At 61.0% G+C, this 26,816-nt stretch carries 26 protein-coding genes and 4 pseudogenes; 19 read left to right on the top strand and 11 right to left on the bottom strand.

Annotation, left to right across the window (positions count from 1 at the left end; all coding sequences use genetic code 11):
- The first annotated feature begins 67 nt into the window (after positions 1-67).
- The 14 genes from JOF28_RS08245 (at position 68) to JOF28_RS08180 (ending at position 13,274) form a co-directional block, all read left to right on the top strand.
- The gene (locus JOF28_RS08245; protein ID WP_209706918.1) at positions 68-1,489 is read left to right on the top strand and encodes a DHA2 family efflux MFS transporter permease subunit; all 1,422 of its coding nucleotides are present in this window, start codon (positions 68-70) and stop codon (positions 1,487-1,489) included.
- A gap of 136 nt (positions 1,490-1,625) precedes the next feature.
- Entirely contained in the window at positions 1,626-1,946 is a 321-nt protein-coding gene (locus JOF28_RS08240; protein WP_209705320.1) for a thiamine-binding protein, read from the top strand.
- Positions 1,947-2,013: 67 nt separating this feature from the next.
- Positions 2,014-2,400 carry a hypothetical protein gene (locus JOF28_RS08235; protein WP_209705319.1) on the top strand — a complete coding sequence of 129 codons (387 nt, stop codon included), beginning with the start codon at positions 2,014-2,016 and terminating at the stop codon, positions 2,398-2,400.
- A gap of 120 nt (positions 2,401-2,520) precedes the next feature.
- Complete coding sequence (locus JOF28_RS08230) at positions 2,521-3,090, top strand: DUF2207 domain-containing protein (protein WP_209705318.1); 570 nt, start codon at positions 2,521-2,523, stop codon at positions 3,088-3,090.
- Positions 3,091-3,113: 23 nt separating this feature from the next.
- A complete protein-coding gene (locus JOF28_RS08225) occupies positions 3,114-4,967 on the top strand; it encodes an ABC transporter ATP-binding protein (protein ID WP_209705317.1) in 1,854 nt (617 codons plus the stop codon).
- Positions 4,968-4,987: 20 nt separating this feature from the next.
- Entirely contained in the window at positions 4,988-6,220 is a 1,233-nt protein-coding gene (locus JOF28_RS08220; protein ID WP_342452126.1) for a pyridoxal phosphate-dependent aminotransferase, read from the top strand.
- Positions 6,217-6,675, top strand: a complete 459-nt coding sequence (rlmH, locus tag JOF28_RS08215; protein ID WP_209705316.1) for a 23S rRNA (pseudouridine(1915)-N(3))-methyltransferase RlmH — start codon at positions 6,217-6,219, stop codon at positions 6,673-6,675. The genes JOF28_RS08220 and rlmH overlap by 4 nt, the downstream gene beginning before the upstream one ends.
- Before the next feature lie 236 nt (positions 6,676-6,911).
- On the top strand, positions 6,912-7,172 hold the full coding sequence (locus JOF28_RS08210) for a hypothetical protein (protein ID WP_209705315.1): 261 nt from the start codon (positions 6,912-6,914) through the stop codon (positions 7,170-7,172).
- Between the two features lie 246 nt (positions 7,173-7,418).
- Positions 7,419-7,652, top strand: coding sequence for a glutaredoxin-like protein NrdH (nrdH, locus tag JOF28_RS08205; RefSeq protein WP_209705314.1), 234 nt, complete (start codon positions 7,419-7,421; stop codon positions 7,650-7,652).
- Positions 7,653-7,718: 66 nt separating this feature from the next.
- On the top strand, positions 7,719-8,120 hold the full coding sequence (gene nrdI, locus JOF28_RS08200; protein WP_209705313.1) for a class Ib ribonucleoside-diphosphate reductase assembly flavoprotein NrdI: 402 nt from the start codon (positions 7,719-7,721) through the stop codon (positions 8,118-8,120).
- A complete protein-coding gene (gene nrdE / locus JOF28_RS08195; protein ID WP_209705312.1) occupies positions 8,120-10,261 on the top strand; it encodes a class 1b ribonucleoside-diphosphate reductase subunit alpha in 2,142 nt (713 codons plus the stop codon). The genes nrdI and nrdE overlap by 1 nt, the downstream gene beginning before the upstream one ends.
- 127 nt (positions 10,262-10,388) lie before the next feature.
- Positions 10,389-11,366 carry a class 1b ribonucleoside-diphosphate reductase subunit beta gene (gene nrdF / locus JOF28_RS08190; RefSeq protein WP_209705311.1) on the top strand — a complete coding sequence of 326 codons (978 nt, stop codon included), beginning with the start codon at positions 10,389-10,391 and terminating at the stop codon, positions 11,364-11,366.
- Between the two features lie 362 nt (positions 11,367-11,728).
- Positions 11,729-13,009, top strand: a complete 1,281-nt coding sequence (locus JOF28_RS08185) for a tyrosine-type recombinase/integrase (protein ID WP_209705310.1) — start codon at positions 11,729-11,731, stop codon at positions 13,007-13,009.
- A gap of 58 nt (positions 13,010-13,067) precedes the next feature.
- Complete coding sequence (locus tag JOF28_RS08180) at positions 13,068-13,274, top strand: excisionase family DNA-binding protein (RefSeq protein ID WP_209705309.1); 207 nt, start codon at positions 13,068-13,070, stop codon at positions 13,272-13,274.
- A gap of 3 nt (positions 13,275-13,277) precedes the next feature.
- On the opposite strand, the gene dprA is transcribed toward JOF28_RS08180, so the two are convergent.
- On the bottom strand, positions 13,278-14,261 hold the full coding sequence (gene dprA / locus JOF28_RS08175; RefSeq protein WP_209705308.1) for a DNA-processing protein DprA: 984 nt from the start codon (positions 14,259-14,261) through the stop codon (positions 13,278-13,280).
- 191 nt (positions 14,262-14,452) lie between these two features.
- Here dprA and JOF28_RS08170 point away from each other — a divergent pair, with 191 nt between their 5' ends.
- On the top strand, positions 14,453-14,818 hold the full coding sequence (locus JOF28_RS08170; protein WP_209705307.1) for a sulfate permease: 366 nt from the start codon (positions 14,453-14,455) through the stop codon (positions 14,816-14,818).
- Positions 14,819-14,923: 105 nt separating this feature from the next.
- Here the strand turns inward: JOF28_RS08170 and JOF28_RS08165 are convergent.
- Together JOF28_RS08165 and JOF28_RS08160 are read right to left on the bottom strand one after the other, a co-directional pair.
- Positions 14,924-16,364, bottom strand: a pseudogene (locus tag JOF28_RS08165) (IS30 family transposase).
- 50 nt (positions 16,365-16,414) lie between these two features.
- A pseudogene (locus JOF28_RS08160) lies at positions 16,415-17,098 on the bottom strand (IS3 family transposase); the annotation flags it as partial.
- 168 nt (positions 17,099-17,266) lie between these two features.
- On the opposite strand from JOF28_RS08160, the gene JOF28_RS08155 reads away from it, so the two are divergent.
- Complete coding sequence (locus JOF28_RS08155) at positions 17,267-18,313, top strand: IS110 family RNA-guided transposase (protein WP_209705306.1); 1,047 nt, start codon at positions 17,267-17,269, stop codon at positions 18,311-18,313.
- A 20-nt stretch (positions 18,314-18,333) separates the two neighbouring features.
- On the opposite strand, the pseudogene JOF28_RS08150 reads toward JOF28_RS08155, so the two are convergent.
- Positions 18,334-18,621: pseudogene (locus JOF28_RS08150) on the bottom strand (transposase); the annotation flags it as partial.
- Here JOF28_RS08150 and JOF28_RS08145 point away from each other — a divergent pair.
- Complete coding sequence (locus JOF28_RS08145; RefSeq protein ID WP_342452125.1) at positions 18,527-19,192, top strand: site-specific integrase; 666 nt, start codon at positions 18,527-18,529, stop codon at positions 19,190-19,192. The pseudogene JOF28_RS08150 and the gene JOF28_RS08145 overlap by 95 nt on opposite strands.
- 1,257 nt (positions 19,193-20,449) lie before the next feature.
- Here JOF28_RS08145 and JOF28_RS08140 read toward each other — a convergent pair.
- From JOF28_RS08140 to JOF28_RS08130, 3 genes are all read right to left on the bottom strand, one after another.
- Positions 20,450-21,094, bottom strand: coding sequence for a TetR/AcrR family transcriptional regulator (locus tag JOF28_RS08140; protein ID WP_209705304.1), 645 nt, complete (start codon positions 21,092-21,094; stop codon positions 20,450-20,452).
- 67 nt (positions 21,095-21,161) lie between these two features.
- Positions 21,162-21,881, bottom strand: coding sequence for an ABC transporter ATP-binding protein (locus JOF28_RS08135; protein WP_209705303.1), 720 nt, complete (start codon positions 21,879-21,881; stop codon positions 21,162-21,164).
- Positions 21,881-23,023: an ABC transporter permease gene (locus JOF28_RS08130; protein WP_209705302.1), complete on the bottom strand. Its 1,143-nt coding sequence runs from the start codon at positions 23,021-23,023 to the stop codon at positions 21,881-21,883. The genes JOF28_RS08135 and JOF28_RS08130 overlap by 1 nt, the downstream gene beginning before the upstream one ends.
- Before the next feature lie 148 nt (positions 23,024-23,171).
- Here JOF28_RS08130 and JOF28_RS08125 point away from each other — a divergent pair, with 148 nt between their 5' ends.
- On the top strand, positions 23,172-23,519 hold the full coding sequence (locus tag JOF28_RS08125) for a hypothetical protein (protein ID WP_209705301.1): 348 nt from the start codon (positions 23,172-23,174) through the stop codon (positions 23,517-23,519).
- Between the two features lie 127 nt (positions 23,520-23,646).
- The gene (locus tag JOF28_RS08120; protein ID WP_342452124.1) at positions 23,647-24,120 is read left to right on the top strand and encodes an HAD family hydrolase; all 474 of its coding nucleotides are present in this window, start codon (positions 23,647-23,649) and stop codon (positions 24,118-24,120) included.
- Between the two features lie 278 nt (positions 24,121-24,398).
- Here the strand turns inward: JOF28_RS08120 and JOF28_RS08115 are convergent, their stop codons facing one another.
- From JOF28_RS08115 to JOF28_RS08100, 4 genes and pseudogenes are all read right to left on the bottom strand, one after another.
- Positions 24,399-24,977 (bottom strand): DUF6512 family protein, encoded by a 579-nt coding sequence (locus tag JOF28_RS08115; RefSeq protein WP_209705300.1) that lies wholly within the window; start codon positions 24,975-24,977, stop codon positions 24,399-24,401.
- Between the two features lie 73 nt (positions 24,978-25,050).
- Positions 25,051-25,431 (bottom strand): rhodanese-like domain-containing protein, encoded by a 381-nt coding sequence (locus tag JOF28_RS08110; protein WP_342452123.1) that lies wholly within the window; start codon positions 25,429-25,431, stop codon positions 25,051-25,053.
- Positions 25,432-25,478: 47 nt separating this feature from the next.
- On the bottom strand, positions 25,479-26,036 hold the full coding sequence (locus JOF28_RS08105; protein ID WP_342452122.1) for a DUF4395 domain-containing protein: 558 nt from the start codon (positions 26,034-26,036) through the stop codon (positions 25,479-25,481).
- 14 nt (positions 26,037-26,050) lie between these two features.
- Positions 26,051-26,801, bottom strand: a pseudogene (locus JOF28_RS08100) (sulfite exporter TauE/SafE family protein).
- Positions 26,802-26,816: the final 15 nt, after the last annotated feature.

Below are 26,816 nucleotides of genomic sequence, written 5' to 3'. Positions count from 1 at the left end.
TAAGGCCCCTGCCGCCCCGCCCATCAGACAGTGGGCGGCCCTGTGGTCCCTGGTGCTCGGCTTCTTCATGATCTTGGTGGATACGACGATCGTGTCGGTCGCGAACCCCTCAATCATGCAGGGGCTCGACACGACGATGACGGCGACGCTGTGGGCGACGAGCGCGTATCTGCTCGCGTACGCGGTGCCGCTGCTCATCACCGGGCGCCTCGGTGACCGGTTCGGCCCGCGCCGCCTCTACCTGCTGGGCCTCGCGGTCTTCACCGTGGCATCGCTCGCGTGCGGCATCGCCCCCAATATCGAAACGTTGATCATCGCGCGTGTGTTCCAGGGCCTCGGCGCCTCGCTGATGACACCGCAGACGATGGCGGTCATCACGCGCATCTTCGCGCCGCGTGAGCGCGGGTCGGCGATGGCGATCTGGGGTGTCACGGCGGGCGTCGCGACCCTCGTCGGCCCGATTCTTGGCGGCTTCTTGATCGATGCCGGCGGCTGGGAATGGATCTTCTTCATCAACCTGCCCGTGGGCGTGATCGCGTTCGCGCTCGCCCTGAAGTTCGTGCCGAAGCTGCCCACCACCGCGCACCGTTTCGACTGGCTCGGCGTGATACTCAGCGGCGTCGGCATGTTTCTGCTCGTGTTTGGCATTCAAGAGGGCGAGAGCTACGACTGGGGCTCCATCCTCGGCCCGATCACCGTACCCATGCTGATCATCGCGGGCATTGTGCTGCTCGTGCTGTTCGTCGTGTGGCAGCGGGTGCAGAAGGGTGAACCACTGATTCCGCTGCGCGTGTTTAGTGACCGCAACTTCTCGGTCGGCACCGCCGCGATCGTCACCATCGGCTTCGCGATCACCGCGCAGAGCCTTCCGCTGATGTTCTACTTCCAGCTCGTGCTGGGCCTCACGCCCACCGAATCTGCGCTGATGCTGTCGCCGATGGCCGTCATTGCGATCGCCCTCGCCCGCCCCGTCGGCCTCATGATCGACCACCGCGAACCCCGCCGCGCAGCGACCCTCGGGCTCGTGTTCGTGGCCGCGGGCCTCATCATGTACTTCTTCATGATGCGCCCCGACACCTCGATCTGGTGGCTGCTCGCCGCGAGCGCGGTGCTCGGCCTCGGCAACGCGTTCATGTGGGGCCCGCTGGCTTCGATCACGACGTTTGGGCTGGCCCCTGAACTCGCAGGCGCCGGATCAGGCGTCTACAACACCGGCCGCCAGGTGGGCGCCGTGCTCGGTGCGGCGGCGATCACCGTGCTGATGGCGTCGCAGCTGTCGGCGCAGTTCGGTGCGGCCGCGGCTGGCGCCGGCGGTCAGGGTGCGGGCGGAGGAGCTTTGCCTGAGCCGCTGCGCGAGGGCTACTCGATCGCGATGGCGCAGTCCCTGCTGCTGCCGATCGCGGTCATCGCCGTCGGTATCGTCGTCACCCTGTTCTTCGGCAAGCGCCCGGTGCGCCCCGTCACGGGCCCCGTGCCGGTGATGCAGTAACCCGTATCTCGTCATCCGTAGACTGGCGTGGTGCCCAAGGCGTAGCGTCTGAGGCACCACGCTTTTGCGTTTTCTGCCCTGTGCTTCTCACCCTGTGTGGGCGCCGCCGCCCGCACAGTTCTCGAAAGGACCTCCCATGATTCTTGCGTTCTCAGTCGCCCCGAGCGGCGAAGCCCCCGGCCGTGCAGAGCGTGCCGACGGGTCGGTGTCTGACGCCGTCGCCGAGGCCGTCAAGGTCGTGCGCGCATCGGGGCTGCCCTACCGTACCTCATCAATGTTCACCGAGATCGAGGGCGAATGGGACGAGGTGTTCGACGTGGTCAAGCGCGCTACCGAGGCCGTGCTGCCGTTTGGCTCACGCGTCTCGCTGATCATGAAGGCCGACATTCGCCCCGGGTTCGAGGGCGAAATAGACGGCAAGCTCGAGCGACTCGAACAGGCCATCGACGCGTCGTAGACGGTGGGGTGGCGGGGTTTCGTCTTGGGGCGACGCCGAGGCTCGGCCACCGCCCTAAACTTTGTGCATGGTCTTCTTCGCGATTCTTGCCGCCGCACTCCCCGCGGCAGCCCTGCTCACGATCGCGTTGATCTCGCGGCACAAGTCGCGTCAGCCCGTCGGCACCGTAATCGCCGAGTACGCGCCGCTGCCCGGGTCCTCGCTGCTGTTTGACGCGGTGCTGGCCAATGCCGAAGCGCGCGCCCTGCCCGCAGCGCTGGTGGAGCTTGCGATCCGGAAGAAAATTCGCCTGCTCACCCCGCAGCCCGAACCGGGCGCAGCCCCCACGAAAAAGGGGCGCGAGCAGCTCGCAATCGAGATCGCACCCGGTGCGCAGTTCACCGCGCAAGAGCAGCGCGTGCTCGCGGTGTATCTGGGGGAGGCGGCACAAGAGAAGGCCGTGCGCAAGCTCTAGACTAAGGGCGGCGCGGCAGGCAAACGGGCCGCCGCGCTGCTCGCCGACACGATCAGCGAGCTCGCTCATCGAGGGCTGATCGGTGCTCGGCCAGTGCGCTGGGCGCGCACCGTGTGCCTGGTGTTCGGCTGGATCGGTGTGTTTGCCACCGCGTTTGTATTGATTGTGTGCGCGACGATGCTGGGCGAAGATGACACCGCGCTCGCCGGGGTGATCGTCGCGGGTGCCGCGTTTTGCGCGACCATCGCCGCGATGATTGTCTGCCCTAGGCCGTGGCGGCGGTTTCTGCCGCCGAGTTTGCAAGCGCGCCGGCACCTCGCCGGCATGCGCGAGTACATTCGCCTGGCCGAGGCCGACCGGCTGCGCGTGCTGCAGTCGCCGCAGGGCGCGGTACGTGTGCCCGCCGCCGAGGGGTTCGAACGGTTGCACGTGTATGAGCAACTGCTGCCGTATGCGATGCTGTTCAACCTCGAAACCGAGTGGGCCGAGGTGTTGCGTATTGAAGCAGCGCGCATCGACACCGATGCATTCGGGGCCGACGACGCGTTCGTGGCCCTCGAGCTGATCTCGGCGACGCTGCAGATCGCGGCCGCCGCGGGCCATCTCGTTGAAGCGCTCGGCAGCGCGGGCCAGCTCGTGGATGCCGGGGGATCGGTGCTCGAGGGCATCGGCGATCTACTGAGTATTTAGCGCCGGCGCGCTAGGCTCTGCACATGAGACCAGGTGGGCGCGGAGTCGCTGGCGGAGACGCCGCAAAGCAGAAGGAACTCAACGCTGAGGCGCCCGAGATTCCCAACCTTGGCAAACACATCACCGACCTGTTTCGCCCCTACAAGACGCAGCTCACCGTCATCATCGGGCTCGTAATCGTGTCGGCCGCGCTGGGTATTGCCCCGCCGCTGCTCACCCAGCGCGTGTTCGACGACGGGCTGTTTCCGCCCGACGGCATTCCGAATCTCCCCTTGCTGGCTTGGCTGGTGGGGGCGATGATCGCGGCGTTCGTGCTCTCGAGCGCCATCAGCGTGGTGCAGACCCACTTCACCGCGCGCGTGGGCAACCGCGTCATGGGCGACCTGCGCGTGCGCCTGTTTGGGCACCTGCAGGCGATGGAGCTTGGGTTCTTTACCCGCACCAAAACCGGCGTCATCCAATCGCGCCTGCAAAACGACGTGGGCGGCGTCGCCAACGTGCTCACCAACACCGTCTCGAGCATCATCGGCAACATCGTCACCGTCATCGCCGCCGCGGTTGCCATGCTGCTGCTGAGCTGGCAGCTCACCCTGATCGCCCTCGTACTGATGCCCATCATCGTGTTTGCGCAGCGCCGCGTGGGCCAGGTGCGGGCGCGCATCGCGGGCAAAACACAAGAATCACTGTCTGAAATGACCGCGATCACCCAAGAGGCGCTGTCGGTGTCGGGCGTACTGCTCGCCAAGACCTACTCGCGGCAGGGCGCCGAGACGGGCCGGTACGCGGCGGAGAACGCACGCCAGATCGACCTGCAGGTGCGCCAGACCATGAGCGGCCAGTACTTCTTCGCCATGGTGCAGGTGTTTATGTCGGCGGTGCCGGCCATCGTGTACCTCGTGTCGGGCTGGATCATTGCCAACGCGCAGGGCGAGGGATTCGACCCGGGCATCACCTCGGGCACGATCGTGGCGTTCACAACGGTGCAATCGCGGCTGCTCTTCCCGCTCATGGCACTCATGCGTATCGCCCTCGACCTGCAGACCTCGCGCGCCCTGTTCGCGCGCATCTTTGAGTACCTCAACCTGAATCCCGCGATCACCGACCGGCCCGACGCGCTCGAACCCAGCGAGCGACCTGGCGAGGCCGGCCGCATCACTTTCGACGATGTCACCTTTCGGTACTCCGACGCCGAGGCGAGCGAGCGCGCCACCCTCGACCATGTGTCGTTCGAGGTCGCCCCCGGCGAATTCGTGGCGTTCGTTGGCGCATCGGGGTCGGGCAAGACCACCATCGGATCACTGATCCCCAGGCTCTACGAGGCGAGCGAGGGTTCGGTGCGCTACGGCGGCGTTGACGTGCGCGACCTGCAGCAGGAAGCCCTGATGGATCGCATCGGCGTCGTCACCCAAGACCCCTACCTGTTCCACGCGACCATCGCCGAAAACCTGCGCTACGGCAAACCCGACGCCACCCAGGCCGAGCTTGAAGCCGCGGCCAAACTCGCCAATATTCACGATGCGATTTCAACCTTCGCCAACGGCTACGACACCGTCGTGGGCGAGCGCGGCTACCGACTCTCGGGCGGCGAGAAACAGCGCATCGCCATCGCGCGCGTGCTGCTGAAGAACCCGCGCGTGCTGGTGCTCGATGAGGCCACGAGCGCGCTCGACACGGTCAACGAGCGGGCGGTGCAGCGGGCGCTAGACGGGGCCCGCGGCGGCCGCACCACGATCGCGATCGCGCACAGGTTGTCGACCATCGAGGGGGCAGATCGCATCTACGTCGTGGGATCCGGGCACATTCTCGAATCGGGCACGCACACCGAATTGATCACACAAGGTGGGGCATACGCCGAGTTGTACGCGCAACAGCAGTGACACAGGACTACACTTTCACCGTGCGGCAGAAGCGACAGATCACCCAGTCCAAGAAACTGCAAGGGGTGCGCTACGACGTACGCGGCCCGATTTTGCAGGAGGCCGAGCGCCTTGAGCGCGAGGGCCACCAGATCCTCAAACTCAACATCGGCAACCCGGCCCCGTTCGGGTTCGAGGCCCCTCCCGAAATCGTCGAGGCGCTGCGGCAGGCGCTGCCGCTCGCGCAGGGCTACAGCGATTCGCGCGGCATTTTGCCAGCGCGTGAGGCCGTGGCGCACTACTACGAGGCCGCCGGAATCACCGGGGTCACCCCCGATGACGTGATCATCGGCAACGGCGTGAGCGAGCTCATCTCGCTCGTACTGCAGGCGCTCGTGAGCGACGGCGACGAAATTCTCGTGCCCGCGCCCGATTACCCGCTGTGGACCGCGCAGGTCACGCTCTCGGGCGGCCGCGCCGTGCACTACCCGTGCGACGAGCTGAACGGCTGGATGCCCGATCTTGCGGCCATCGAGCGACTCATCACGCCCGCCACTAAGGGCATTGTGCTGATCAACCCCAACAACCCCACCGGAGCCGTGTACAGCGCCGAGCTGGTGCGTGGGTTCGCCGAGCTCGCCGAACGCCACGGCCTCGTGTTGATGGCCGACGAAATCTACGAGAAGATTCTGTACGACGGCGCCCGCCACGAGCACGCTGCCCTGCACGCGCACGACACCATCTGTCTCACGTTCAGCGGACTGTCGAAGGCCCAGCGCATTGCCGGGTACCGCGCCGGCTGGCTCACGATCACGGGCGACCGCTCGAACGCCCGCGATTTTCTCGAGGGCCTCACCCTGCTCGCGAACATGCGCATGTGTTCGAACGTGCCGGCGCAGCACGCGATTCCGGCCGCGCTCGCCGACCCCCGCTGGTCGGGCATCGGCGAGCTGTGCGCCCCGGGCGGGCGGCTGCGCGAGCAGCGCGACGCCGCACTCACCCTGCTCACCGAGATCCCCGGAGTCACCTGCGTGCGCCCCGGCGGCGCGATGTACCTCTTCCCCCGCCTCGACCCCGAGGTCTACGCGATCGAAGACGATCAGGCATTTGTGATCGATCTGCTGCGGGCCACGCAGGTGCTGGTGACCAACGGCCGTGGCTTCAACCTCGCGACTCCGGATCACCTCCGCTTCGTCACCCTGCCGGCCGTGCCGGTGCTTACGGAAGCGATCGGGCGCATCGCCGAGTACCTCGAGAGTGTGCGCGCCTCATGAGCGTGAAGGTGCTGGCCGTTGGCAAGAAGCACGAGAAGTGGGTGCTCGACGGGATCGACCGCTACGAGAAGCGGCTGCGCAAACCGTTCGATGTGAGCTGGCAGCTGCTGCCGCACTCCGCGCGTGAAAACGATGCGGCGCGCGGCGAAGAATCGGAGCGCATTCTCGCGAAGCTCGACCGTGACGCCTTCGTCGTGCTGCTCGACGAGCGCGGCAAAAACGTCGACTCCCCAGAGCTGGCCCGCACGCTGCAGGGCGCGTTTAACGCGGGGCGCAATGTCAGCATCGTGATCGGCGGGGCCTACGGCGTCAGCGACGCCGTGCGGGCGCGCGCTGACTTCGTGTGGAGCCTGTCTAAGCTCGTCTTCCCCCACCAGCTGGTGCGGTTGATTCTCGCCGAACAGCTCTACCGGGCACAGGAGATTGCGGGCGGGCGCCCCTACCATCACGTGTAGAACACGGTGGGGGCGGCATCTGCCCCTGCAATGTCTGACGTGCGGCGTATCCTGCCGCCATGAACCCCTTCAGATTGAGTGTCAGGGTGCGGCCCCGGGCGCGAAGAGCTCGCCTGGGGCTGTGGGCGCAGACGCCGCAGCAGGCCCCGAGCCCCGGGGCTACCTCTAGCGCCTCGACGGCCCGGCATGCGGGGCCCGCGCCACCCGACGCTGCCCCGATCGAAACACCGTGGCGCGTGAGCCTGCGGTCGGCCACCGGGGCGATTGAGGTGGAGCACTGCGGGGAGCGCCCCGCGCACTCAGTGAGGTTCGCGTTAGCGGGGGCCGGGGTGTTAGGTTTGTCGCTTCCGGCCACGGTATTGCCCGGCGAACGGGCGCGAGTGATCGTGCGTGGCGGGGCCGCGGGAGACTGCGCGGCAGCCCCCAACGCGATGCTGATGCTGCGCTGGTTTGAACCCGATGGGCGTGAATTCTTGTGGCCGGTGGCCCTCGAATGACCCCCTACTGGCGACACGCCGAGATAGGGGTGGGGAGGAAATTTCTCTGCCCCGAGTGGGGTTGTGGATAACTGTGCGGAAAGCGCAGAACCATGCGAAAAGTTCTCCCCAAGTCACACCGGTTTCGGTGGAGAGTGAAAAGAAAACTACATTGGTGTAACTACATCATGTTGTGGTCAAGGTTGGTATGGTTCACTATATGTAGTGCCTCGAACGAGGCGAGTAAGCTTTTAAGAAGGGCGTGAAATGGCCATCACGGTATACACCAAGCCGTCGTGCGTGCAGTGCACAGCGACGTACCGAGCGCTCGACAGCAAGGGAATTGAGTACAACGTACTCGACCTTTCGCAGGACGAATCGGCGCTCGAAACGGTGAAGGAACTGGGCTACCTCCAGGCTCCCGTCGTGGTCACCGATGACGAGCACTGGTCGGGCTTTCGCCCCGACAAGATCTCGGCACTCGCGAGCCGTCTGGCGTAACACACCTGCGCAATTCGCCCCGGAGTCTTTGGACCTCGGGGTACTGCGGTATCGAGGTAAGCGATCATGACTGACCTGGTGTACTTTTCAAGCATCTCAGGGAACACCAAGCGCTTCGTCGAAAAACTGGGACGCCCCGCGGCCCGGATCCCGCTGTACGCGCATGAAGAACCGCTCGTGGTGACAGAGCCCTATGTGCTCCTCGTCCCCACGTACGGAGGCGGCCCTGAAACCCGGGCCGTGCCCAAACAAGTCATCAAGTTCCTCAACGATGAGAGAAACCGCACGCTTTTACGCGGGGTGATGGCGGCAGGAAATACGAACTTCGGCGAAGGATATGCGATCGCCGGAGAGATTATTTCGAGGAAGTGCCAAGTGCCCTTTCTCTACCGATTTGAACTCTTTGGAACCCCGGACGACGTGAACGCCGTTCGGAAAGGAATGGATACGTTTTGGAAGCAGCAGTGATGGCCTCGGGACTTGACTCGTCAAAGATCAGCGACATGGATTACCACTCGCTGAACGCGATGCTCAACCTGTACGACGCGGACGGCAAGATTCAGTTCGACCGTGATCGTGAAGCTGCGCGCCAGTACTTCCTGCAGCACGTCAACCAGAACATGGTGTTCTTCCACAACTTCGAAGAGCGCATGCGCTACCTCATCGACAACGAGTACTACGAGAAGGAACTTCTCGACCAGTACACGATCGATTTTGTTGAAGAGCTCACCAACGAAGCCTTTGCGATGAAGTTCCGCTTCCCGGCATTCCTGGGTGCGTTCAAGTTCTTCACCTCGTACGCGCTGAAGACGTTCGACGGCAAGCGCTACCTCGAGCGCTTCGAACACCGCGTCGTCATGGTCGCACTCGGCCTGGCACGTGGCGACAAGGAGCTCGCTCGCGGCTTCGTGCGCGAAATGATCTCGGGCCGCTTCCAGCCGGCCACCCCCACCTTCCTGAACCTCGGCAAGGCACAGCGCGGCGAGCTCGTCTCCTGCTTCCTGCTGCGCGTCGAGGACAACATGGAGTCGATCTCACGCGGCATCAACTCCTCGCTGCAGCTGTCCAAGCGCGGCGGCGGCGTGGCACTGTCACTGTCGAACATTCGCGAGACCGGCGCCCCGATCAAGAAGATCGAGAACCAGTCCTCGGGCATCATTCCCGTGATGAAGCTCCTCGAAGACAGCTTCAGCTACGCCAACCAGCTCGGCGCACGCCAGGGTGCCGGCGCGGTGTACCTCTCGGCACACCACCCCGACATCATGAAGTTCCTCGACACCAAGCGCGAGAACGCTGACGAGAAGATTCGTATCAAGACGCTCTCGCTGGGCGTCGTCGTACCCGACATCACGTTCGAACTCGCGAAGAAGAACGAAGAGATGTACCTCTTCTCGCCGTACGACGTTGAAAAGGTCTACGGTGTACCGTTCGGCGACATCTCGGTCACTGAGAAGTACTACGAGATGGTCAACGATGCACGCATCAAGAAGACCAAGATCAGCGCACGCGTCTTCTTCCAGACGGTCGCCGAGCTGCAGTTCGAGTCGGGCTACCCCTACATCGTGTTCGAAGACACTGTGAACGATGCGAACCCCATCAAGGGCCGCATCAACATGTCGAACCTGTGCTCTGAGATCCTGCAGGTCAACACCCCCACGACCTACAACGAAGACCTCAGCTACGACAACATCGGCAAGGATATTTCTTGCAACCTCGGCTCGATGAACATCGCTATGGCCATGGACGGCGGCGACCTCGCCTCGACCGTTGACCTCGCGATCCGGTCACTCACCGCGGTGAGCGACATGAGCTCGATCAACTCGGTTCGTTCGATCGAAGACGGCAACGCCCAGTCGCACGCCATCGGCCTCGGCCAGATGAACCTGCACGGCTACCTGGCTCGTGAGCACGTGCACTACGGCTCAGCCGAGGGCATCGACTTCACGAACATCTACTTCTACACGGTGCTGTTCCACGCCCTGCAGGCGTCGAACAAGATCGCGATCGAGCGCAAGCAGGTCTTCGGCGGCTTCGCTGACTCGAAGTACGCGTCGGGTGAATTCTTCGACAAGTACACCGATGGTGAATGGCTTCCCGAGACGCCCCGCGTCGCCGAGATGTTCACCACCGCCGGCATCGCACTGCCCACGCAGCAGGATTGGCGTGAGCTGAAGGCCAGCGTCATGGAGCACGGTATCTACAACCAGAACCTGCAGGCTGTGCCGCCCACCGGTTCCATCTCGTACATCAACAACTCGACGAGCTCGATCCACCCGATCGCCTCAAAGGTTGAGATTCGCAAGGAAGGCAAGCTGGGTCGCGTGTACTACCCGGCTCCGTTCATGACGAACGAGAACTTGGCTTACTACGAGGACGCCTACGAGATCGGCCCCGAGAAGATCATCGACACGTACGCCGCAGCAACGCAGCACGTCGATCAGGGCCTCTCGCTCACGCTGTTCTTCAAGGACACGGCGACGACCCGTGACATCAACAAGGCGCAGATCTACGCATGGCGCAAGGGCATCAAGACGATCTACTACATCCGCATCCGCCAGCTCGCGCTGGAGGGCACGGATATGGCTGAGTGCGTGAGCTGCATGCTCTAAACCTGCCGAGCCGCTGGCCACTCCCGAAGCAACCCACCTGGGTCTTGCGGGAGTGGCCTTTGGTCGCAGTGGGGGCGTAGCCTTGATCCATCACTCTGAACACAAAGAACAAGCCGAGAAGGAAACGATGAACCCGAAGCCGTTTAAGCTGGGCCACGCGGTGCAGGCGATTAACTGGAATCGCATCGAAGACGACACCGACAAGATCATTTGGGATCGCCTGACGTCGAACTTCTGGTTGCCCGAGAAGGTGCCGTTGTCGAACGACGTGCAGTCGTGGGCGACGTTCACCGACGCTGAGAAGCGTCTCACCGAGCGCGTCTTCACCGGCCTCACCCTGCTTGACACGATCCAGGGCACCGTTGGCGCCGTTTCGCTGATTCCCGATGCGATCACCCCGCACGAGGAAGCCGTCTACACGAACATTGCGTTCATGGAGTCGGTGCACGCCAAGAGCTACTCGTCGATCTTCTCGACACTGTGCTCGACGCAGGAGATTGACGACGCGTTCCGCTGGTCAGTCGATAACCAGTATCTGCAGAAGAAAGCGCAGATCATTATCGATTACTACGAGGGCGACGACCCCTTGAAGCGCAAGGTTGCTTCGACGCTGCTCGAGTCGTTCCTGTTCTACTCGGGCTTCTACCTGCCGATCTACTGGTCGTCGAAGGCAAAGCTCACGAACACGGCAGACCTGATCCGCCTCATCATTCGTGACGAAGCCGTGCACGGCTACTACATCGGTTACAAGTACCAGCAGGGCGTCGCGAAAGAGACTCCTGAGCGTCAGGAAGAGCTGAAGGCGTACACGTTCGAGCTGATGTACGAGCTCTACGAGAACGAAATCCTGTACACGCAGGATCTCTACGATCCGGTGGGCCTCACGGAAGACGTGAAGAAGTTCTTGCACTACAACGCGAACAAGGCGCTCATGAACCTCGGCTACGAGCCGATGTTCCCCAAGGAGATGACCGACGTCAACCCGGCGATCATGTCCTCGCTGTCGCCCAATGCTGACGAGAACCACGACTTCTTTTCGGGCTCAGGCTCGAGCTACGTCATCGGCAAGGCTGAGGCCACCGAAGACGAGGACTGGGACTTCTAAGACTTCTCCCTAGAGGCCCCACCTAAATACCTGTTCACGCCCCTGATTCGCGAGTTTTCGCAGATCAGGGGCGTTTTCGTGTCTCCAGTCGAAAGACAGAGGAGAACAGAAATGAACAGGAATACCCACCCGAAGTGGCACGGGGATGGCACGTGCGCACCTTCCACGTGGAAGGGAGGCGAGGCAGGGACCAGAATTTGCAGTTGCTGCACCGCCCAAGCCGTGCCACTTCGTGTCACAAACGATCGAATCAACCCCCGGAGATCCGCGGAATCATGCGGATCTAGGAGGGGTGTGAGGTCGAGTGGCACGAAGTGGCACGACGGTCCACCAGCGTCCGTTCGAGTCCATGGGAGGTCATCATGAGTAACAGCAAACGCGAGAATTGGGGGAGCCTGCGCAAGCTCCCTTCTGGCCGCTGGCAAGCTCGCTACCCAGGACCCGACGGAACGACCTACACAGCCAGAACCGATCAAGACAGGCTGCTCACCTTCCTCACCAAAACGGATGCCAGAACCTGGCTTGCCGGGGTGCAGTCGAACATGGCGCGGGGCCTGTGGGAGCCGCCGGAGGAGATCGCGGCCAGGCTTGAAGCCGAGCTGGCAACCGAACAAGCACAGTCCTTGGGATTCGAGGAGTACTCCAAGCGTTGGCTTGAAATGATCCGTACCGAACCTAACCGCAGCGGTAAGAAGCGGGCTGTTGGTACGGTGCGCTCTTACCAAGGAAAGGTCACCGGCTATCTCGTTCCAGAGTTCAGAAGCACTCCGGTGCGCGAGATCGACGCCGCCCGCATCAAGGTGATGACGGACCGGCTTGACCAGATCCCCGCGCCTCTGAACCCAAACTCGAAGTTCAACGGCATCACGAGACCGGTGCTCATCGTGCTCATGATGATCCTCCGGCAGGCCGCACGAGACGGCATCATCCCAGCCGCACCGAATGTATCGGTACCGCGGCAAGAGTCGGTAAGGCACGACGTAGACCACGACGCGGGTGAAGACGTTGCGACTCCCATGCAGGTAGAGGCGTTGTACGAGGCGGTTCCAGATCAGTACGCGATCGCAGTACTGCTCGCGGCATGGTGTCAGCTGCGCCGAGGGGAGTGCCTTGGGCTGCAACGTCGTGATATCGAGTGGCATGACGATGGAAGTGCCACGCTGCACGTTCGGCGTCAACTCAACGCCAATACGGGCGGCTACACCGATCTGAAGAGTGAGGCTGGCAGGCGATCCCTCAGTATCCCGAAGCTCATGATCGGTCGACTGCAGCAGCACTTGCACGACTACGTTTCCTCCGACGCGAAGGCGCCGGTGCTCCCCGCCGACCGCCGGGGGAGCATCCCGCTGTCGAACACCCGGTGGGGGTACATCTGGGCTGACGTGCGAGATGGAGTCGCGGGGCTGCCCCACCGCTTCAGGTTCCACGACCTGCGCCACACGGGGCTCACGATCTTCGCGCAAGAGGGGGCGACGCTCGCGGAGCTGATGAGACGCGGCGGTCACGCTGACATTCACATCGTGTTGCGTTACCAGCACGCCACCATGAACCGAGATCGAGAACTGGCTGACCGGATGAGCGATCGTGTCAGCGCGAGCATTGCCCGAGCGCAGAAAGAAGGTGACGGCGGCGAGGAGACCTAACCGGACAGCGGCGGACACCTGTGGAGTGACACTCATTCGCTTACAGGGAGGTAACACCATGACTGCTCGAACTCGATCTGAGGCATCTGAATCTGCGCTGGTTCCATTGGTGGTCGCGGCCGAGAACCTGGGGGTTTCGGTCAAGACCATCAGGCGTCGAATCGCTGACGGCACCGTTCGTGGGTATCGGGTCGGCCGACTCATCCGGGTCGATCTCGACGAGCTTCGCCGGAGTCTGGTGGTCGAGATTCCGACGGCAAGATAGGACTTACAGCACTCGACTTTTGGGTGAGGCAACATGCGGCGCCCCTGAGCGGATCACACTCCGCTCAGGGGCGTTCGTCTCGCCCTCAACCATGCGCATGATGTCCGATCCATTGGTAATTACACTGGCTTGACCACTTTGCAGCATCAGGTTGGTGCCCGTGCTGGCGGCACTCGTTACCGGCCCAGGGACTGCACCGACGAGGCGTCCCAGCTGCGCAGCCTCGGTGGCCGTGTGCAACGAACCTGACCGGGATCCTGCTTCAACGATGATCGTCGCGCTCGACAAAGCGGCGAGGATGCGCGATCGGTCGATAAACCGCTGGCGAGTCGGCGCGACCGACGGTGGTACCTCGGACAGCAGCAGCCCTTCGCGCGCAATGCGGTCGATGAGATCAGCGTGGCCCGCGGGGTATGGGCGATCAACCCCAGAAGCGAGCACTGCGATCGTGTTCATATCGCGGAGGAGGGCGGCGCGGTGCGCGGACGCCTCGATCCCGTATGCGGCCCCTGCGATCAGTGTTCTGCCACTCTGAGCAAGGTCGCCGCAGAGTTCGTCGGTGACATGCGCGCCGTATGAGGTGGCGGCGCGGGCGCCCGTGACGGTGATGCGCTGCGGGAGCGGCTCAGCGAGCAATTCTGTGCGCCCCTTCGCCCAGAGCGCGTACGGGGCACGGTGACCGAGATCGTTAAGCGTCGTTGGCCAGTCGGGGTCACTGGGAATGATCACACGGAACTTGCTGGCCTCAACTATTCGCTCGGCAAGGCGATCCGGGGTGGCAGCTGAATGGAGCCGATCGCGCCACACCGCAGCCTCAACTCGATCCATGCCCGGGACTGTGCCGTCCCCTTCGGCGATCGAGATCAGCTCTGCTGCGCCTACCTCGGTGAGTAGTTTTCCCGTGGCAACGTCAGCGGGGGTGCCGATAATCGATAGCAATAAGCGGGCGGAGCGATCGTCCCTGGCAAGAGCAGTGAGCGCGGGCATGGTGGCCTCCTTCGAGAATGACTTCTTCTAGAAGGTGCGCCTCATCTGACCCTTTCGCATCTGCAAAAGCGGGCGTACATTGGAGGGTGAGGCACGTCCACAAGTAATAGGCCCTTCGGGGTGGCCCTCACGGGAACTCGATCATATGTCGCCTCCTCTTCGGAGAAGTATGTATATCGGGAGGCCCCGCCATGATTCGCTCAATCTGGATCTTGAGTATCTACGTTCGCTCGTTCATGCAGCACTGCATGCCGACCAACATCCTCATCGCTGTCATTCGGCGGCGTCGTGGGTTGAAGTGGGGTGTGCCAGCGACGTTGCTTGCCGTGCCCTACATGCTGGCCGCCGTGTGGTGTTCAGATCTTATCGATCACGGCGGGCCGGGATGGTTGCACTTCGTGATCTTGATCTGCATCTGGAACGCGATGAAGTTCATCGTTATGGGCCCGGTCAGCGTGATGCTTTTGTTGCGATCGAGGCACTATGAGGCAATCGCTCGTAAAGAACTGCTCGCACAAGAGTCACCGAGTGAGCCCAGCACAGTGCTCGGCCGGTGACGCTGTCCAATTGTTGATTCGGTTGGACCTGGACTTGCCAATACGAATTATTGACCTCGATCCGCGCATGTCCCGATCTGAATGATGCCCAGATCGAAGGTGAGTTCAACCGGTCGATGCAACACCGGGTCGTTGAACCAACTGTAGCTGCTCCGTGAATACCTCTGCCGGGGTCTTCCAACCCAACACCTTTCTGGGCCGGTTATTCAACGTGTACGCCACCGCCTCAAGCTCCTCCACACTCCACCTTGAAAGATCAGTACCCTTCGGAAAATACTGTCGCAGGAGCCCGTTCGTGTTCTCGTTCGTAGGCCGCTGCCACGGCGAATGCGGATCCGCGAAGAACACCTTCGTGCCAGTCTCGAATGCGAACTTCGCATGAGCGGAGAGCTCTTTCCCGCGATCCCACGTCAACGTCTTCCTGAGCTGCTGCGGTAGCTGAGACATCGCCACAGTCAGCGCATCGGCCATCGCCACAGCCCCATACCCACCAAGCGCGGGCCCGTTCTTCACCACCGGTTGCTCCCCATACCCCTCCAGTCGAGGCAGATGCACCAACAACGTGGAACGGCTCTTCCGCTCAACGAGGGTGCCTATCGCCGACCGGTTCGTCCCGATGATGAGGTCCCCTTCCCAATGCCCCGGAACTGCACGATCAGCAGCCTCCGCTGGCCTCTCAGAAATCACCACATCAGCGGTGACATGCCCCCTGCGGTGTGTTGCGCGACCTCGCCCGCGGTTTCCGGAGCGCACGCCCAGTCCGAAGCGCCGCGACGAGTTCACGCTTCAGCGCGCCACGACCCTCGATATAGAGAGACTGGTAGATCGCTTCGTGACTGATACGCATACTCTCATCATCGGGGAAATCGACCTTCAACCGTTCGGAGATCTGTTCCGGGCTCCACCCCAGGAACCACTTCCGGTCCTGCCGATGCGGCTTATTTAGTCCCTTCCATACCGGGGCTTTGGGTCCCGTAACGATGGTGCCATCGGGCAGCCGAACCTCACCAGAAAGACGCTCCTGCACGTACTCCCGCAAGTGATCGTGCTGCACAAGCTTCGCTACTTTGGGACGTTTCGCGGCCTGTTGCGCTTTCCATTGCGCGACCAACGGCCGGTATTCTGGCTTCCCGCTCCGGGTGGCTGCGTTCCGTCGTAACTCACGTGAAATCGTTCCAGGGTCACGCCGCAACTGGCGGGCAATCTCACGCACCCCAATGTTCCGGGCGCGAAGGAGGCCGATCTCTTCACGTTCCTCAAATGAGAGATACCGCCCAGTGGGCTCGCACAAACTCAGTGGTGTCATACCCCCAGCATGCCGAAACCACCTCGTACCTACTGGCACTGACACGCCCACCTGTAGCGCAGCTTCAGCCGAGGTGATCCCAGTGGCGATCAGACGCCAAAACTCGCGCTGAACTGACCGGGAAGGCTCCGGTCTACCAGGAGATCGCATCGGGGGCCGTAACGCCCTATCCGCACGCCACTGCCGACGCACCACCTCGGGCGCATCACCGGTTTTCGCGGCCCAATCTTTCGTCGCCATTCTTGAACACCTCCATCATCAGGGTGTTGCGACAACCAATTGAATCCGCCTTGAGAACCACGATCGGAATGCACCACCACACCCTCAGGGGCGCCGCGCTGGAGCACCGCGTTCTCGAGCGCCCTCACCGCCAACGATGCTTTCATACGGTCATCAATCGCGTAGCCCACGATCTTGTTGGACCACACATCTTTGATGGCACAAAGGTACAGTTTTCCCTCTTTCGTCCAATGCTCTGTGATGTCCGTCGGCCAGCACTGGTTCGGCCCCGTCGCAGTGAAATCGCGCTGCACCAGATCGTCATGCACTGGCGGCAGGGCCTTCTTGTACCGGGGTTTCCGCTTCGTGATCACTGAAGCGATGCCCGCAAGGTTACACAGCCGCCACACACGACGTTCTGACGTCTGATAGCCGAGGGCATGGAGCTCATCGGCCAGGAAACGATACCCGAACTCGGGGTCATCCTCGTGGAGCTCTTGGAGCACCCCGATCAGATGGTTATCGGCGATCTCGCGTGCCGAGCGCGGCTGTTTCAGCCACTGATAGTAGGCCTGCTCAGAAAACCCCAGCACCCGGCACGTCACCGCGACGGGCACCCGAACACGGGCACCCGTCGCGGCCATTTCTTGGACGAGCGGGTAAATCTGTAATGGGTCTATGCCCACCCGTGGTGGGCTGAGAGGCTGGACTTCGACTCGCACATGTGACTCACGGTATATCCGACTCACCTCACGGTGGTGTCTTCAAAATGACGTGTCCATGTTCAAGTCGAAGCCCGGTCTCTGCGCACGGATGCCTTAATTAGAAGCTTGTCCACCCCTCGCGGATGTGACTCATTACAGATGTGGCTCCAAGCGACCCCAAAGTGGACCGGTCATCATATTTCATTAATGGAGGTCACCATGGTTCTCGTCACAGATCAGTTCGAGTATGTCGTCGGCATCGACACACATGCTCGTACCCACACCTATTGCCTTATCCGGGCGCAAGATGGTGCGGTCATTTCCACCGCAACATTTCCCACGTCTTCGGCCGGCAACGCCCGCGCCGTCAACTGGATTGGGCGGCGCAGTCAGCACACTGCAGTGCTTGCGGCTGCTGAGGGCACGTCTTCCTACGGTAGTAGTATCACCGCAGCCTTAGGCGCGGCCGGAATCACCGTTGCCGAGGTTCGGCCGGCAGCTCGATCGACTCACGCCCATTCTGGGAAGTCTGACGTTCTCGATGCCGAAGCGGCAGCCCGTTCAGTCCTCGGCCGCGATACCGCCGTTCTCTGCCAGCCTCGGCAGGCGGGGAGTCGTACCGCACTCCGGGTGCTACTTGCAGCCCGTGCACAGCTCGATCACCATCGCACAGCGAACAGAAACGCGCTTAATGCTTTGGCACGCAGCGTTGACCTCGGCATCGATGCCCGCAAGCCACTGAACGACGCGCAGATCAAAACTATCTCTGCCTGGCGCACGTCCGGGGACAATGGGCCAGCGCGCATATTCCGAACTGAGGCGAAGCGCTTGGCCAGGGCAATCCTCGAACACATCGAGCAGCTCAAGGTCAACCACCTCCTGCTTGCTGAACTCACTGAGGAACTCGCCCCTGGGTTGCAGCAGATATCGGGGGTCGGCCCAGTAACTGGAGCGATTCTTGTCACTGCCTATTCACACCGTGGCAGGGTGCGGTCAGAAGCTGCTTTCGCAGCCCTCGGGGGAATCGCCCCGCTACCAGCGTCCTCAGGGAACACGACTCGGCACCGGCTTTCCCGCTCCGGAGACCGGCAACTCAACCGGGCAGTTGACACCATTGTTCGTACCCGTATGAGCTACGACGAAGCCACTCGTGAGTACGTGTCCCGCCGCCGAGCTGAGGGCCGCACTCCACGCGAGGTTCGTCGCTGCCTGCGGCGTTACGTATGCCGAGCCATGTTTCGAGAACTCCAGACCCGCATGGCTTGACAAAAAGCATAGAAGCGTCATTTTGGGGGCGTGATGTGAATCTGTGAAAGATACGCTGCGGCACGGCGCAGCACCTCGTTTTCCATTTCGAGTTCACGGATTCGCTTCAACGCTTGCCGCATCTCGCGCTGCTCGTCAGGATCTTTCGACGGGGTGATGCCATACGTCTTGAACCTGGCATCTTGCACCCACGCCGCTAACGCTGACTTCGAGATGCCCATGTCTTGGCACACCTGTTTCTGGGTCATCCCGGACTCGGTAAGCGCGACAGCGTCTTTCTTGAATTCCTCGCTGTATTTCGTTGGCATGATCAACATCCTTCCAGTTCCGCCCTCGCGAACGAAACATACTCAGACTCAACCAAACCCTCAGCAGACCCTCAACCGTCTCGACTTCAAAAAGCAGCGCATGATGATCGATTACAACGCCGTGCAAGTGAAAGGCGAGTTCGAGTTTGGTACACCAAAAACGGGCGAGAGCCGGTCAGTCCCGATGCTCGACTTCATCGCATTCTCGCTCAGGCGCATCACGAAGGGCCGACCCCAGAGCGCGTTCGTGTTCGGCAAGGTCGATAGCGTGCCGCCCATCCGCCCTCACGCAGAGTATTCGTGGTTCGCGAGCGCAGTGAAGGCCGCGATGAAGGAAGATGAGACGTTCCCACGCGTCACTCCACACGATCTCCGTCACACTGCCGCGTCCCTAGCGGTGAGCGCAGGGGCGAACCCGAAAGCGGTCCAGAGGATGCTTGGGCACGCGAGCGCAGCGATGACGATGGACGTGTACGCGGATCTCTTTGAGCAGGACATAGATGATGTGGCGGCGAACATGAGCGGGGCACGGGCAAAGGCTCTCTCGAACAAAGCTTCGAAGGCAAGCTGAGGCAAATGCAGTTAGAGTGGAGTAACGTCCCGCCGGTATCGACCCGGCGTCTAAAAACAAAAATACCCCCACCCGAATGAGTGAAGGTATTCTTGCTTGATCAAGAAGCTAGGCTACCAACCGAACATCTTCTTGAATCAATTCGCGATATGCAGTTTCGCCCTTGCGGTCGATGCATGGCGGGAACGTTCCGTGGGCAGTATGGTGCGTGACTACACCGTACTGATCCACCCATTGTCCCGAGACGGGCACGCGCTGCCCCGTCTTCCATTCCCCATTGGGGCCCTTTGGAGTATGCACGAGCAGACTCCTCTCTCCCACCTGAGTATTTCTCGGTGGTGGGTCGTTACAACGGGAAAGGGCTCCCGCGCGGACGCGAGAACCCTTCCTGTTGCATGCCAGGCGTGCCGAACGGACATTATGTCGATGTCGGCACTCTGGAAAATGTGTGCTCAAAATGTGATCACTGGGCACATTCTCGTCGTTGCGACAAGTTGCGTTCATGATCCCCCTTCTTTGCACTAATTCTTTGAAACATGGTCTGACCAGGTACTTTAGAAGTCCCAGTACTCGTCACCACCCGCGTAATTCCGCGGATTGTCGGCAGTTGTGGAGTTCTCGTGCCCCCAGCGTGCCACTGTGAAATGGTCTTCGTGTCCAGTGCCGTCCTGCTGCGGATGGGACACTTTCAAGGGTACTTCCGTGTGCTAAATACGGCAATGGACAAAGAGAGGGGACATGCCTTGCACAGTGCGCAGCAACAACCTGAGACATAAGGGTGCACAGAACTGCATGAGGTCAGCAATTTTCAAAGCCACGGGGACACATAGTGGCACGTAAATACATGCTCATTCATGGCCGGTGCCCCATGGTTTGCCCCATGGGGCAAAGTGTTTCATCAGAAAACTTCTGCGTTTAATGATCTGCGCATTCAAACTCTGCTCGTAGGACAACGCACGCGGGGAGTTTGTGCGCCATTCAAGTGAGACTAGAAGTTGGGGTGCTGTTGCAAGCTGAGGCACGCGAGATCACTATTACGCCATGCATGGACTCCTTGACGAGCTTTCTTCAAGTGCTGAACGAAGGCAAGTTTTGGAGTGTTCGAACGAACTCGTTAGCTAATTGGTTCTGAATCCTCATGTTTCTTTGCTCTGACGACCTGGTGCACGACAGTGGTAGGGGCGTGCGGACTTAAACTTTTCTGAGCAGAACGAATCGCGTGAGCCTATTCCGCTGCAGCCCGTGCGGGTCGCAATGCTAAGAGCGATCACCCTGCAGACTGCGGGGGCCAGTCTCATAGTCCTTGATTTCCTGGTCCATCTGCGCCTGCATCTCGCGTGCCATCGGCCTGATAACCGCGGTAAGCCCAGCGTACACTTGCTCAGGTTGCCGCCCCGACTCCAACAATCGCGTGGAGGCGTGCACCACCGAGTTGATGAGCTCCCCGAGCCCCTCAGGGTCTCGAACCCCGAGTTCGGCAAGGGTCTCTATCAATGGCTCTTGTATCGCGCGATGCATCTGTGTGGCTTGCTCATTGAGGGCTTCGCCGGGTGACAGTGCTGCGAGAGCGGCGCCGACCGCGTGTGCCCCTTCCTGAACAAGCTGTACGTTCGTCACCGCGTAGGCAATGATTCGCTCGCTGAGTTCGGGCTCGGCGGCCATCGCGTTTGTGACACGCTCGGTCCACTTCGGGAACACATCTTGTACGAGCGCGTTGAGGAGTGCCTCGCGGGAATCGAAGTAGTGGTAGACACTAGATCTCGCAAGGCCTGCACGCTCAGCAACTTCCCGCATGCTTGTGACATCGCCAGTTTCTTCGAGAATCGCGTGGGCTGCATCAAGAATGAGGCGCTCTTGTTGAGCGCGGTGTTCCACGACCGTGGCTGCACTAATTTTCGGCATTGCGACCGCCTCCTTTCCACACGTGGTGTCCGTCTTTGAACATACACCTCGGTTTCTGGAGAGAGGGTTAGTGGGCTCCCATGGCCTCACTCGTTTCATATGCGCTCAGGCGTCCGTCGACCATCTCGACCACGCGGTCGCAGTGACCAATCACGTCGTGATCATGCGTCACCATGATGGTTGCTACACCACGTTCGTGGCTCTGCTCAGCGAGGAGCGCCACAATCTGCTGACTGCGTGCACGATCAAGTGCAGACGTCGGCTCATCAACGAGCAGCAAACCCGGACTTGTGACAAATGCGCGTGCGATTCCCACACGCTGGCGTTCTCCGCCGGATAGCTGCCCGGGAAGGTTCTTCGCTTTGTGTGCCATGCCGACTGCGTCGAGGAGTGGTAGCGGGTCGAACGAAGTGGGACCTCCAGAAAGTTTGTTCACCAGGCGCAACTGATCCGCAGAATTCAGTGCCGGGATGAGGTTTCCTGATTGGAAGACGAAGCCGATATTGCGGAGCCGGAACTTTGCGAGTTTCCCCTGAGAGCGACCGATCTTCGACAGATCCTGCCCCAACACTTCGACATTGCCCGAGTCTGCCTGCAGGAGTGCTCCGGCGACTGCGAGCAAAGAGGATTTCCCAGCGCCTGATGGGCCGACGACACCAACGAACTCCCCGCGGGCGACTTCGAGGTCGACGTGGTCGAGGGGGCGCACCTTGCTGTCGCCGTCTCCCAGTTCGACCGTGACGCTGCACAGTGAAAGTGCTGGCTCGATTGCGTGCTCTGTCGCCATTATCGCTGACCTCCCAGGGCAGTATTTGGATCGATGCGGGTGATGCGAAGCACCGCGACAGCGGCACCTACAAGACCCAGAACAATAGTGATGATTGAAGAGGTGAGAATCGGCTCTGCTTCAAGCGCGAATGGCATCCCATCAGGCATCGCTGAACCGAGACCCACGCCGGCCGCCACGCCGAGCGCTGTAAAGCTGAGAAGTAGGATTGCCGCCTGCGTCAACGAGTCACGGAGCAGGTATCGGCCCGAGGCACCGACAGCGCGGAGCACTGCCAGCTCGTGCTGACGCTGAATGGTCCAGACGGTGAAGAATGCGCCTACGACCAGTGCACAGATCCCGTAGAGAAATACCTGGATCATGCTGAGAGTGAGGGTTTCTGCTTCGTACCCCGGCGACGAGTTAAAGGACTCCTTTAGATCAACCGTTGTTGTGCCAGCCGCTAAATCTCCAGCGAGCATGTCGATTTCCTCGCCATCTTCGGCCTGCAGTGCCACCACGCTCGCGACCTCGAAGTCGAGCGCGTCGACTTGCGCCTGAGTAGGGGTACCAGGTTGCGCCGCACCCGATGCAATCAATTTCCACGTGTCGAGGTGGAGGTACGCCATGTCGACGTGCCCGAACGTCGCCTGGCCCTCGGTGAAGCCAATGACCTCGAGTTCGGTGTCGAGGCGATCGAGGGTGATGATTGTGCCGAGTTCGAGTCCGTCACTCTTCGCGGTTTCGGATACGACGATTCCAGCGAGGCCGGAGAGGTGCTCGCCCTCAGAGACTGCTGGGGTTAGGAAGGAGTCGGGTTCAATGCCGAAGAGCGACAGGTCAATCTGCGTGCCGTCGTCGGTGGTGGCGTTTGTCATTCCAGCACCCACGGGGTCAGCATGCTTGACGCCTGGTTGTGACTTCCACGCGTCAACCTGCTCAGCGTCTACCACCGAGCGAGAGAACGCATTGTCGGTCTTCGTGCCTTCATCGAAGGCAAACGCAGTGACTGGCAGCGACTTCAGGCCTGAGACACCATCGTTGACCAGGCCCGAGGACAGACCGGACAGCAGTACCATCAGGATGGCGATGAGTGATACAACAGCACCCATCAGCCCAAACCGTCCTCGCGCAAACTTCAGTTCGCGGATTGCAAGAAACATGACTTCCTTCCGGATTGTTTCATTTTGTCGACACAGGGTCGAAAACATGTCAACACTATGTCGAGAAACCTGAAAGGTCGCCGAGAACCCCCGCCCGTAATGTGGCGGACCACGGCAAAGCCAGATCGACCACCATAAGCTAATCGGTATGGATCTTCTACACGCCACCCTGGTCTTTTTTCACATCCTCGGAGCGGCCGCGCTCGTCGGAGGGTGGCTCGCAACGTTCAAGAAACCATCCGTGGGTCTCTTTCAGTTCATCGGTGCATGGGTGCAGCTCATTACTGGTGTGTTACTTGTGGGCCTGGCAGAAATGGGCGATGCCGACGTCAATCACATCAAGATTGCGGTGAAGTTGTCCCTCCTTATCGTAATTCTCGTCACTGCCTGGATTGGGCGCCGAAAGGTGAAGCGGGGCCAAACCGTTCCCACCGGGATCGCGCACGCGGTGGGCGGCCTTGCCCTGATCAACGTCGGGCTTGCAGTTTTCTGGTAAGAACCACCGGTAGCCGCTGTTAGTGCTTTCCCTCGCTGAACCGCAGCATTGGTCAGGCTTCTGTGACAGTCACACGACTCGCACCTCGGCAATAGGCAGCTCTTAGCGCAACAGGCGCCGAATTCAAATGGTTCACGCTAAGACCGTCCTCCAGGGCAAGGTCGAAATCGTGCAGGCCATGCGGCCTTGGCCCGTGCTCATGGTTGGTGATGGGATCAATGACGCCCCTCTGCCAGCTGTGTCTGATGTGGGTATCGCGATGGCGGCGCGCTGCGCCACGGTCGCGAGCGAGTCCGCGGCCGCGGTAATCGCCTCGAATGACATTGCACGCGTGGCAGATGTTGCCTATGTTTCGCGACGCACCGTGCAGATCGCGTTGCAATCGATCTGGCTGGGCATCATCATTTCGATGGGTTTGATGCTCGTAGCCGCGTTTGGGTACCTGCCGGCAGTGGCGGGCGCACTCCTCCAAGAGATCGTGGATCTTGTCGCTATCGTGTCGGCACTCCGAGCGCTCCGAGCGTATAAGGGAGCGCAGCAAGACCATGTCAGACACAGCGAAACAAGAGCGTCTGTGGACTCGGCGATACGAAACGCCTGAAGAATGGACGTTCCAGTACCCCGCTCCGATCCCTTCTGAGAGCTGTCGGTGAACGAATTCTCAGCCCGCGGCCCCAGTAAAGACAGCGACCGAGTGGCAGGCCGCCGACGCCATCACCCGCGGCTTCGGTGCATCGTACAACGCGCCGCTCCTCACTGTCATTCATGCACGCGAAGGCGAACACTTAGATGCTGCCGAACTTCTGGTCATTGCCGAGCCGCTTGAACACGCTGCATCTATCAAGATGGTCAACCCATGGGGATGCCTCCCGATACCGGCTATCCGCGCTGTTGCTCGTTTGGTATCTGGTAATCAGGATGCGCGTGGAGGCCGTATTTCTGGGTGAGCGGGTCGATGAAGGCGTCTGGCTCATTGGGTGGACGAAGAGTGAAACGAAGAGACGCGATCAGCAGCCCAACAAGAAAGAAACCCGCCAAAACAACAGTGACCCATGAAGCGTCGAGCTGTTCCAAAACCAGCACGAACAAAGTCTGTGCGACGGCGATGATCACGAAAAAAGAAGCGATGTCTAACCAAAGAATGTTGCGCTTAGTGATGCTCTTATAGAGGAACACGATGCCGAGCATGCTGACCGGTAAGGAATAGAGCGCGATCGTTGCCGCAGGGATAAACGACAGATATTGGTAACCCCCTGCGGCGAACAGAACGATTTGCAGCAGCACGGTAGGCCAAATAGCAATCTTGATATGTTCCCAGTAACTTTCGTTCACTGCGCTGAAGATCGCCGCAATTCGATTGTGGCGTGTCCAGTCGAAGACGAAATGAAGCAAGCTGCCGATAATGCTCAGCGGCAAGATCATCCACCAACTGATCGAAACGATGGTCTCAATAGCCATGCACACAACTTAACAGTCCGCCGAGTATCCTGGCCCGGCAGCATTAACTCTGGATTCTTCCTCCGGTCATTCGTCAGTTCACGATTGGCAGTTTGGTTGCCACGGAAGCCTGCTCGAGTGATCCGAGGTTGGTGAGATTGGTGAAGCCTGCCTGTTCCATTAATGCGATGGCTTGGCTGGATCGGTTGCCCGAACGGCAGTAGACAAGGTACTCAGCATCGGAGTCGAGGCTTGGGATTTCGGCAGCGAGGTCGCCACGGTTAAAGTCGAGCAGGTGGGCGCTATCGAGATGCCCTGCCGCGTACTCTTCGGCGGTGCGAACGTCTAGCAGCATCGTGTCGCCGCCGATTTCAACAGTGCCGGCACCGCCGGCCGAGGTCGGCAATGCCGAGCAGCCAGCTAAGGCGAACAGCACAGCGACAGTAGAGAGTGAAATAACAATAGAACGACGCACGGTGTGTGCCTTTCGGTTCGGATGACGCGGGGAAATCGATGAGTGGGTCATGGAGCATTCACGCGAGTTGCAGGGCTCGCCTCGCAGGTGTTGGCCGGGCAATACCTGGGCGGCTGCTTGCCGAAACGCGCCTGCAGTGCGCAACCGATGCAGATGCCGAAGGCCGTTTCTAGAAAGAGCAGGGTTAAGCAGATGCCGCAGAGCGCAAGGGTTGCCCAAAGCGGGGTCGCGAATAGGCCCATGCTCATGCAGGAGACGAGAGCGAGGCCGAAGCCCAGCCACCAGGCGAATTCCTTCTGTGGTGCACCGACCCACTCCTGGCGCTGGCCCGACACGGCGAGGCGCCCAAACATCAGTGTCGGCGACCACCGGTCGCCGACGGCCACGCGCAGCAGCATATCGACCATGAAAAACATTCCGAAGGGCTGCAGTGGCTGCATCGAGCCGGTGAAGAACGCGGTCGCGAACTCGGCGCCGCCCAACAAAAACAGGATCCCTGGCCCCGCACGCACAGCACGCTCGTCGATGACGGGGATCGTATAACCGTGAACGATTCGGCCGATGCGTGGGCCTCTGGATTCAGTACTCGGGGCGTTTTTGATCACAAGGGTCTTCCGATTCAAGCAGTGGCGAACAATGAGAGAAGAACAGGAGCTTCTTGGATAAGCACGAAGACACCCATCACAAGCACGAAGATGCCGAATGCATTGCGAAGAGCGCGTTCTGGAATACGCCCGGTCAATGCGACGCCGACGAACGAACCGGCGACCGCGGTGGCGGTGAAGGCGAAAACGATCAGCCAGTTCAGTTGCACGGAGAAAAGGTATCCGCCGAGCCCAGCAAACGATTTCATCGTGATCACGAGCAGTGAAGTTCCGATTGCGACGGCCATCGGCAGCCCGCCGAGCAGGTTTAACGCGGGAACGATGAGAAACCCGCCGCCCGCACCGACGAGGCCCGTGGCAACGCCGACGAGGAGCCCATCGATGAGGATGCGCACGGTCGGTCGCGCATGATCGTCATCGCGATCGCGGTGACCATCATCATGATGGCAAACAGGATCATGAGAATGACCCCGGGGGTAACCCCGCCGAGCAGCCCGCCCGCGAATGCGCCTACCATGCCAGCAGCACCGATTAAGGCGCCGCTCTTCCAGCGCACGCGGCCCGATTTTGCGTGGCTGAACATGCTGACTGCGCTGGTCGCACCTGGATGAACAGGGAAGCCGCGATTGCTTCACGCGGCCCCATGCCCAGTACGTAGGTGAGAATCGGTACGGTGAGGATCGATCCACCACCTCCGAGCAGCCCGAGAGACACTCCAACCATTAACGCCAGCGCGAGAGCAATGATGATCAGGTGGAGTTCCATCGGACTCCAGGGTGT

This window comes from Leucobacter exalbidus (assembly GCF_017834145.1).
GTDB classification, from domain to species: domain Bacteria; phylum Actinomycetota; class Actinomycetes; order Actinomycetales; family Microbacteriaceae; genus Leucobacter; species Leucobacter exalbidus.
The sequence above is the reverse complement of the archived record's forward strand: the minus strand, read 5'-3'. Positions and strand labels throughout refer to the sequence as shown.

Bases quoted from the DNA above. Each gene is read 5' to 3' on its own strand.
- JOF28_RS08245 (WP_209706918.1), top strand. From the start codon at position 68: ATGATCTTGGTGGATACGACGATCGTGTCGGTCGCGAACCCCTCAATC.
- JOF28_RS08240 (WP_209705320.1), top strand. From the start codon at position 1,626: ATGATTCTTGCGTTCTCAGTCGCCCCGAGCGGCGAAGCCCCCGGCCGT.
- JOF28_RS08235 (WP_209705319.1), top strand. From the start codon at position 2,014: ATGGTCTTCTTCGCGATTCTTGCCGCCGCACTCCCCGCGGCAGCCCTG.
- JOF28_RS08225 (WP_209705317.1), top strand. From the start codon at position 3,114: ATGAGACCAGGTGGGCGCGGAGTCGCTGGCGGAGACGCCGCAAAGCAG.
- rlmH (WP_209705316.1), top strand. From the start codon at position 6,217: ATGAGCGTGAAGGTGCTGGCCGTTGGCAAGAAGCACGAGAAGTGGGTG.
- nrdH (WP_209705314.1), top strand. From the start codon at position 7,419: ATGGCCATCACGGTATACACCAAGCCGTCGTGCGTGCAGTGCACAGCG.
- nrdI (WP_209705313.1), top strand. From the start codon at position 7,719: ATGACTGACCTGGTGTACTTTTCAAGCATCTCAGGGAACACCAAGCGC.
- nrdE (WP_209705312.1), top strand. From the start codon at position 8,120: ATGGCCTCGGGACTTGACTCGTCAAAGATCAGCGACATGGATTACCAC.
- nrdF (WP_209705311.1), top strand. From the start codon at position 10,389: ATGAACCCGAAGCCGTTTAAGCTGGGCCACGCGGTGCAGGCGATTAAC.
- JOF28_RS08185 (WP_209705310.1), top strand. From the start codon at position 11,729: ATGAGTAACAGCAAACGCGAGAATTGGGGGAGCCTGCGCAAGCTCCCT.
- JOF28_RS08180 (WP_209705309.1), top strand. From the start codon at position 13,068: ATGACTGCTCGAACTCGATCTGAGGCATCTGAATCTGCGCTGGTTCCA.
- dprA (WP_209705308.1), bottom strand. From the start codon at position 14,261: ATGCCCGCGCTCACTGCTCTTGCCAGGGACGATCGCTCCGCCCGCTTA.
- JOF28_RS08170 (WP_209705307.1), top strand. From the start codon at position 14,453: ATGATTCGCTCAATCTGGATCTTGAGTATCTACGTTCGCTCGTTCATG.
- JOF28_RS08155 (WP_209705306.1), top strand. From the start codon at position 17,267: ATGGTTCTCGTCACAGATCAGTTCGAGTATGTCGTCGGCATCGACACA.
- JOF28_RS08145 (WP_342452125.1), top strand. From the start codon at position 18,527: ATGCCCATGTCTTGGCACACCTGTTTCTGGGTCATCCCGGACTCGGTA.
- JOF28_RS08140 (WP_209705304.1), bottom strand. From the start codon at position 21,094: ATGCCGAAAATTAGTGCAGCCACGGTCGTGGAACACCGCGCTCAACAA.
- JOF28_RS08135 (WP_209705303.1), bottom strand. From the start codon at position 21,881: ATGGCGACAGAGCACGCAATCGAGCCAGCACTTTCACTGTGCAGCGTC.
- JOF28_RS08130 (WP_209705302.1), bottom strand. From the start codon at position 23,023: ATGTTTCTTGCAATCCGCGAACTGAAGTTTGCGCGAGGACGGTTTGGG.
- JOF28_RS08125 (WP_209705301.1), top strand. From the start codon at position 23,172: ATGGATCTTCTACACGCCACCCTGGTCTTTTTTCACATCCTCGGAGCG.
- JOF28_RS08120 (WP_342452124.1), top strand. From the start codon at position 23,647: ATGGTTCACGCTAAGACCGTCCTCCAGGGCAAGGTCGAAATCGTGCAG.
- JOF28_RS08115 (WP_209705300.1), bottom strand. From the start codon at position 24,977: ATGGCTATTGAGACCATCGTTTCGATCAGTTGGTGGATGATCTTGCCG.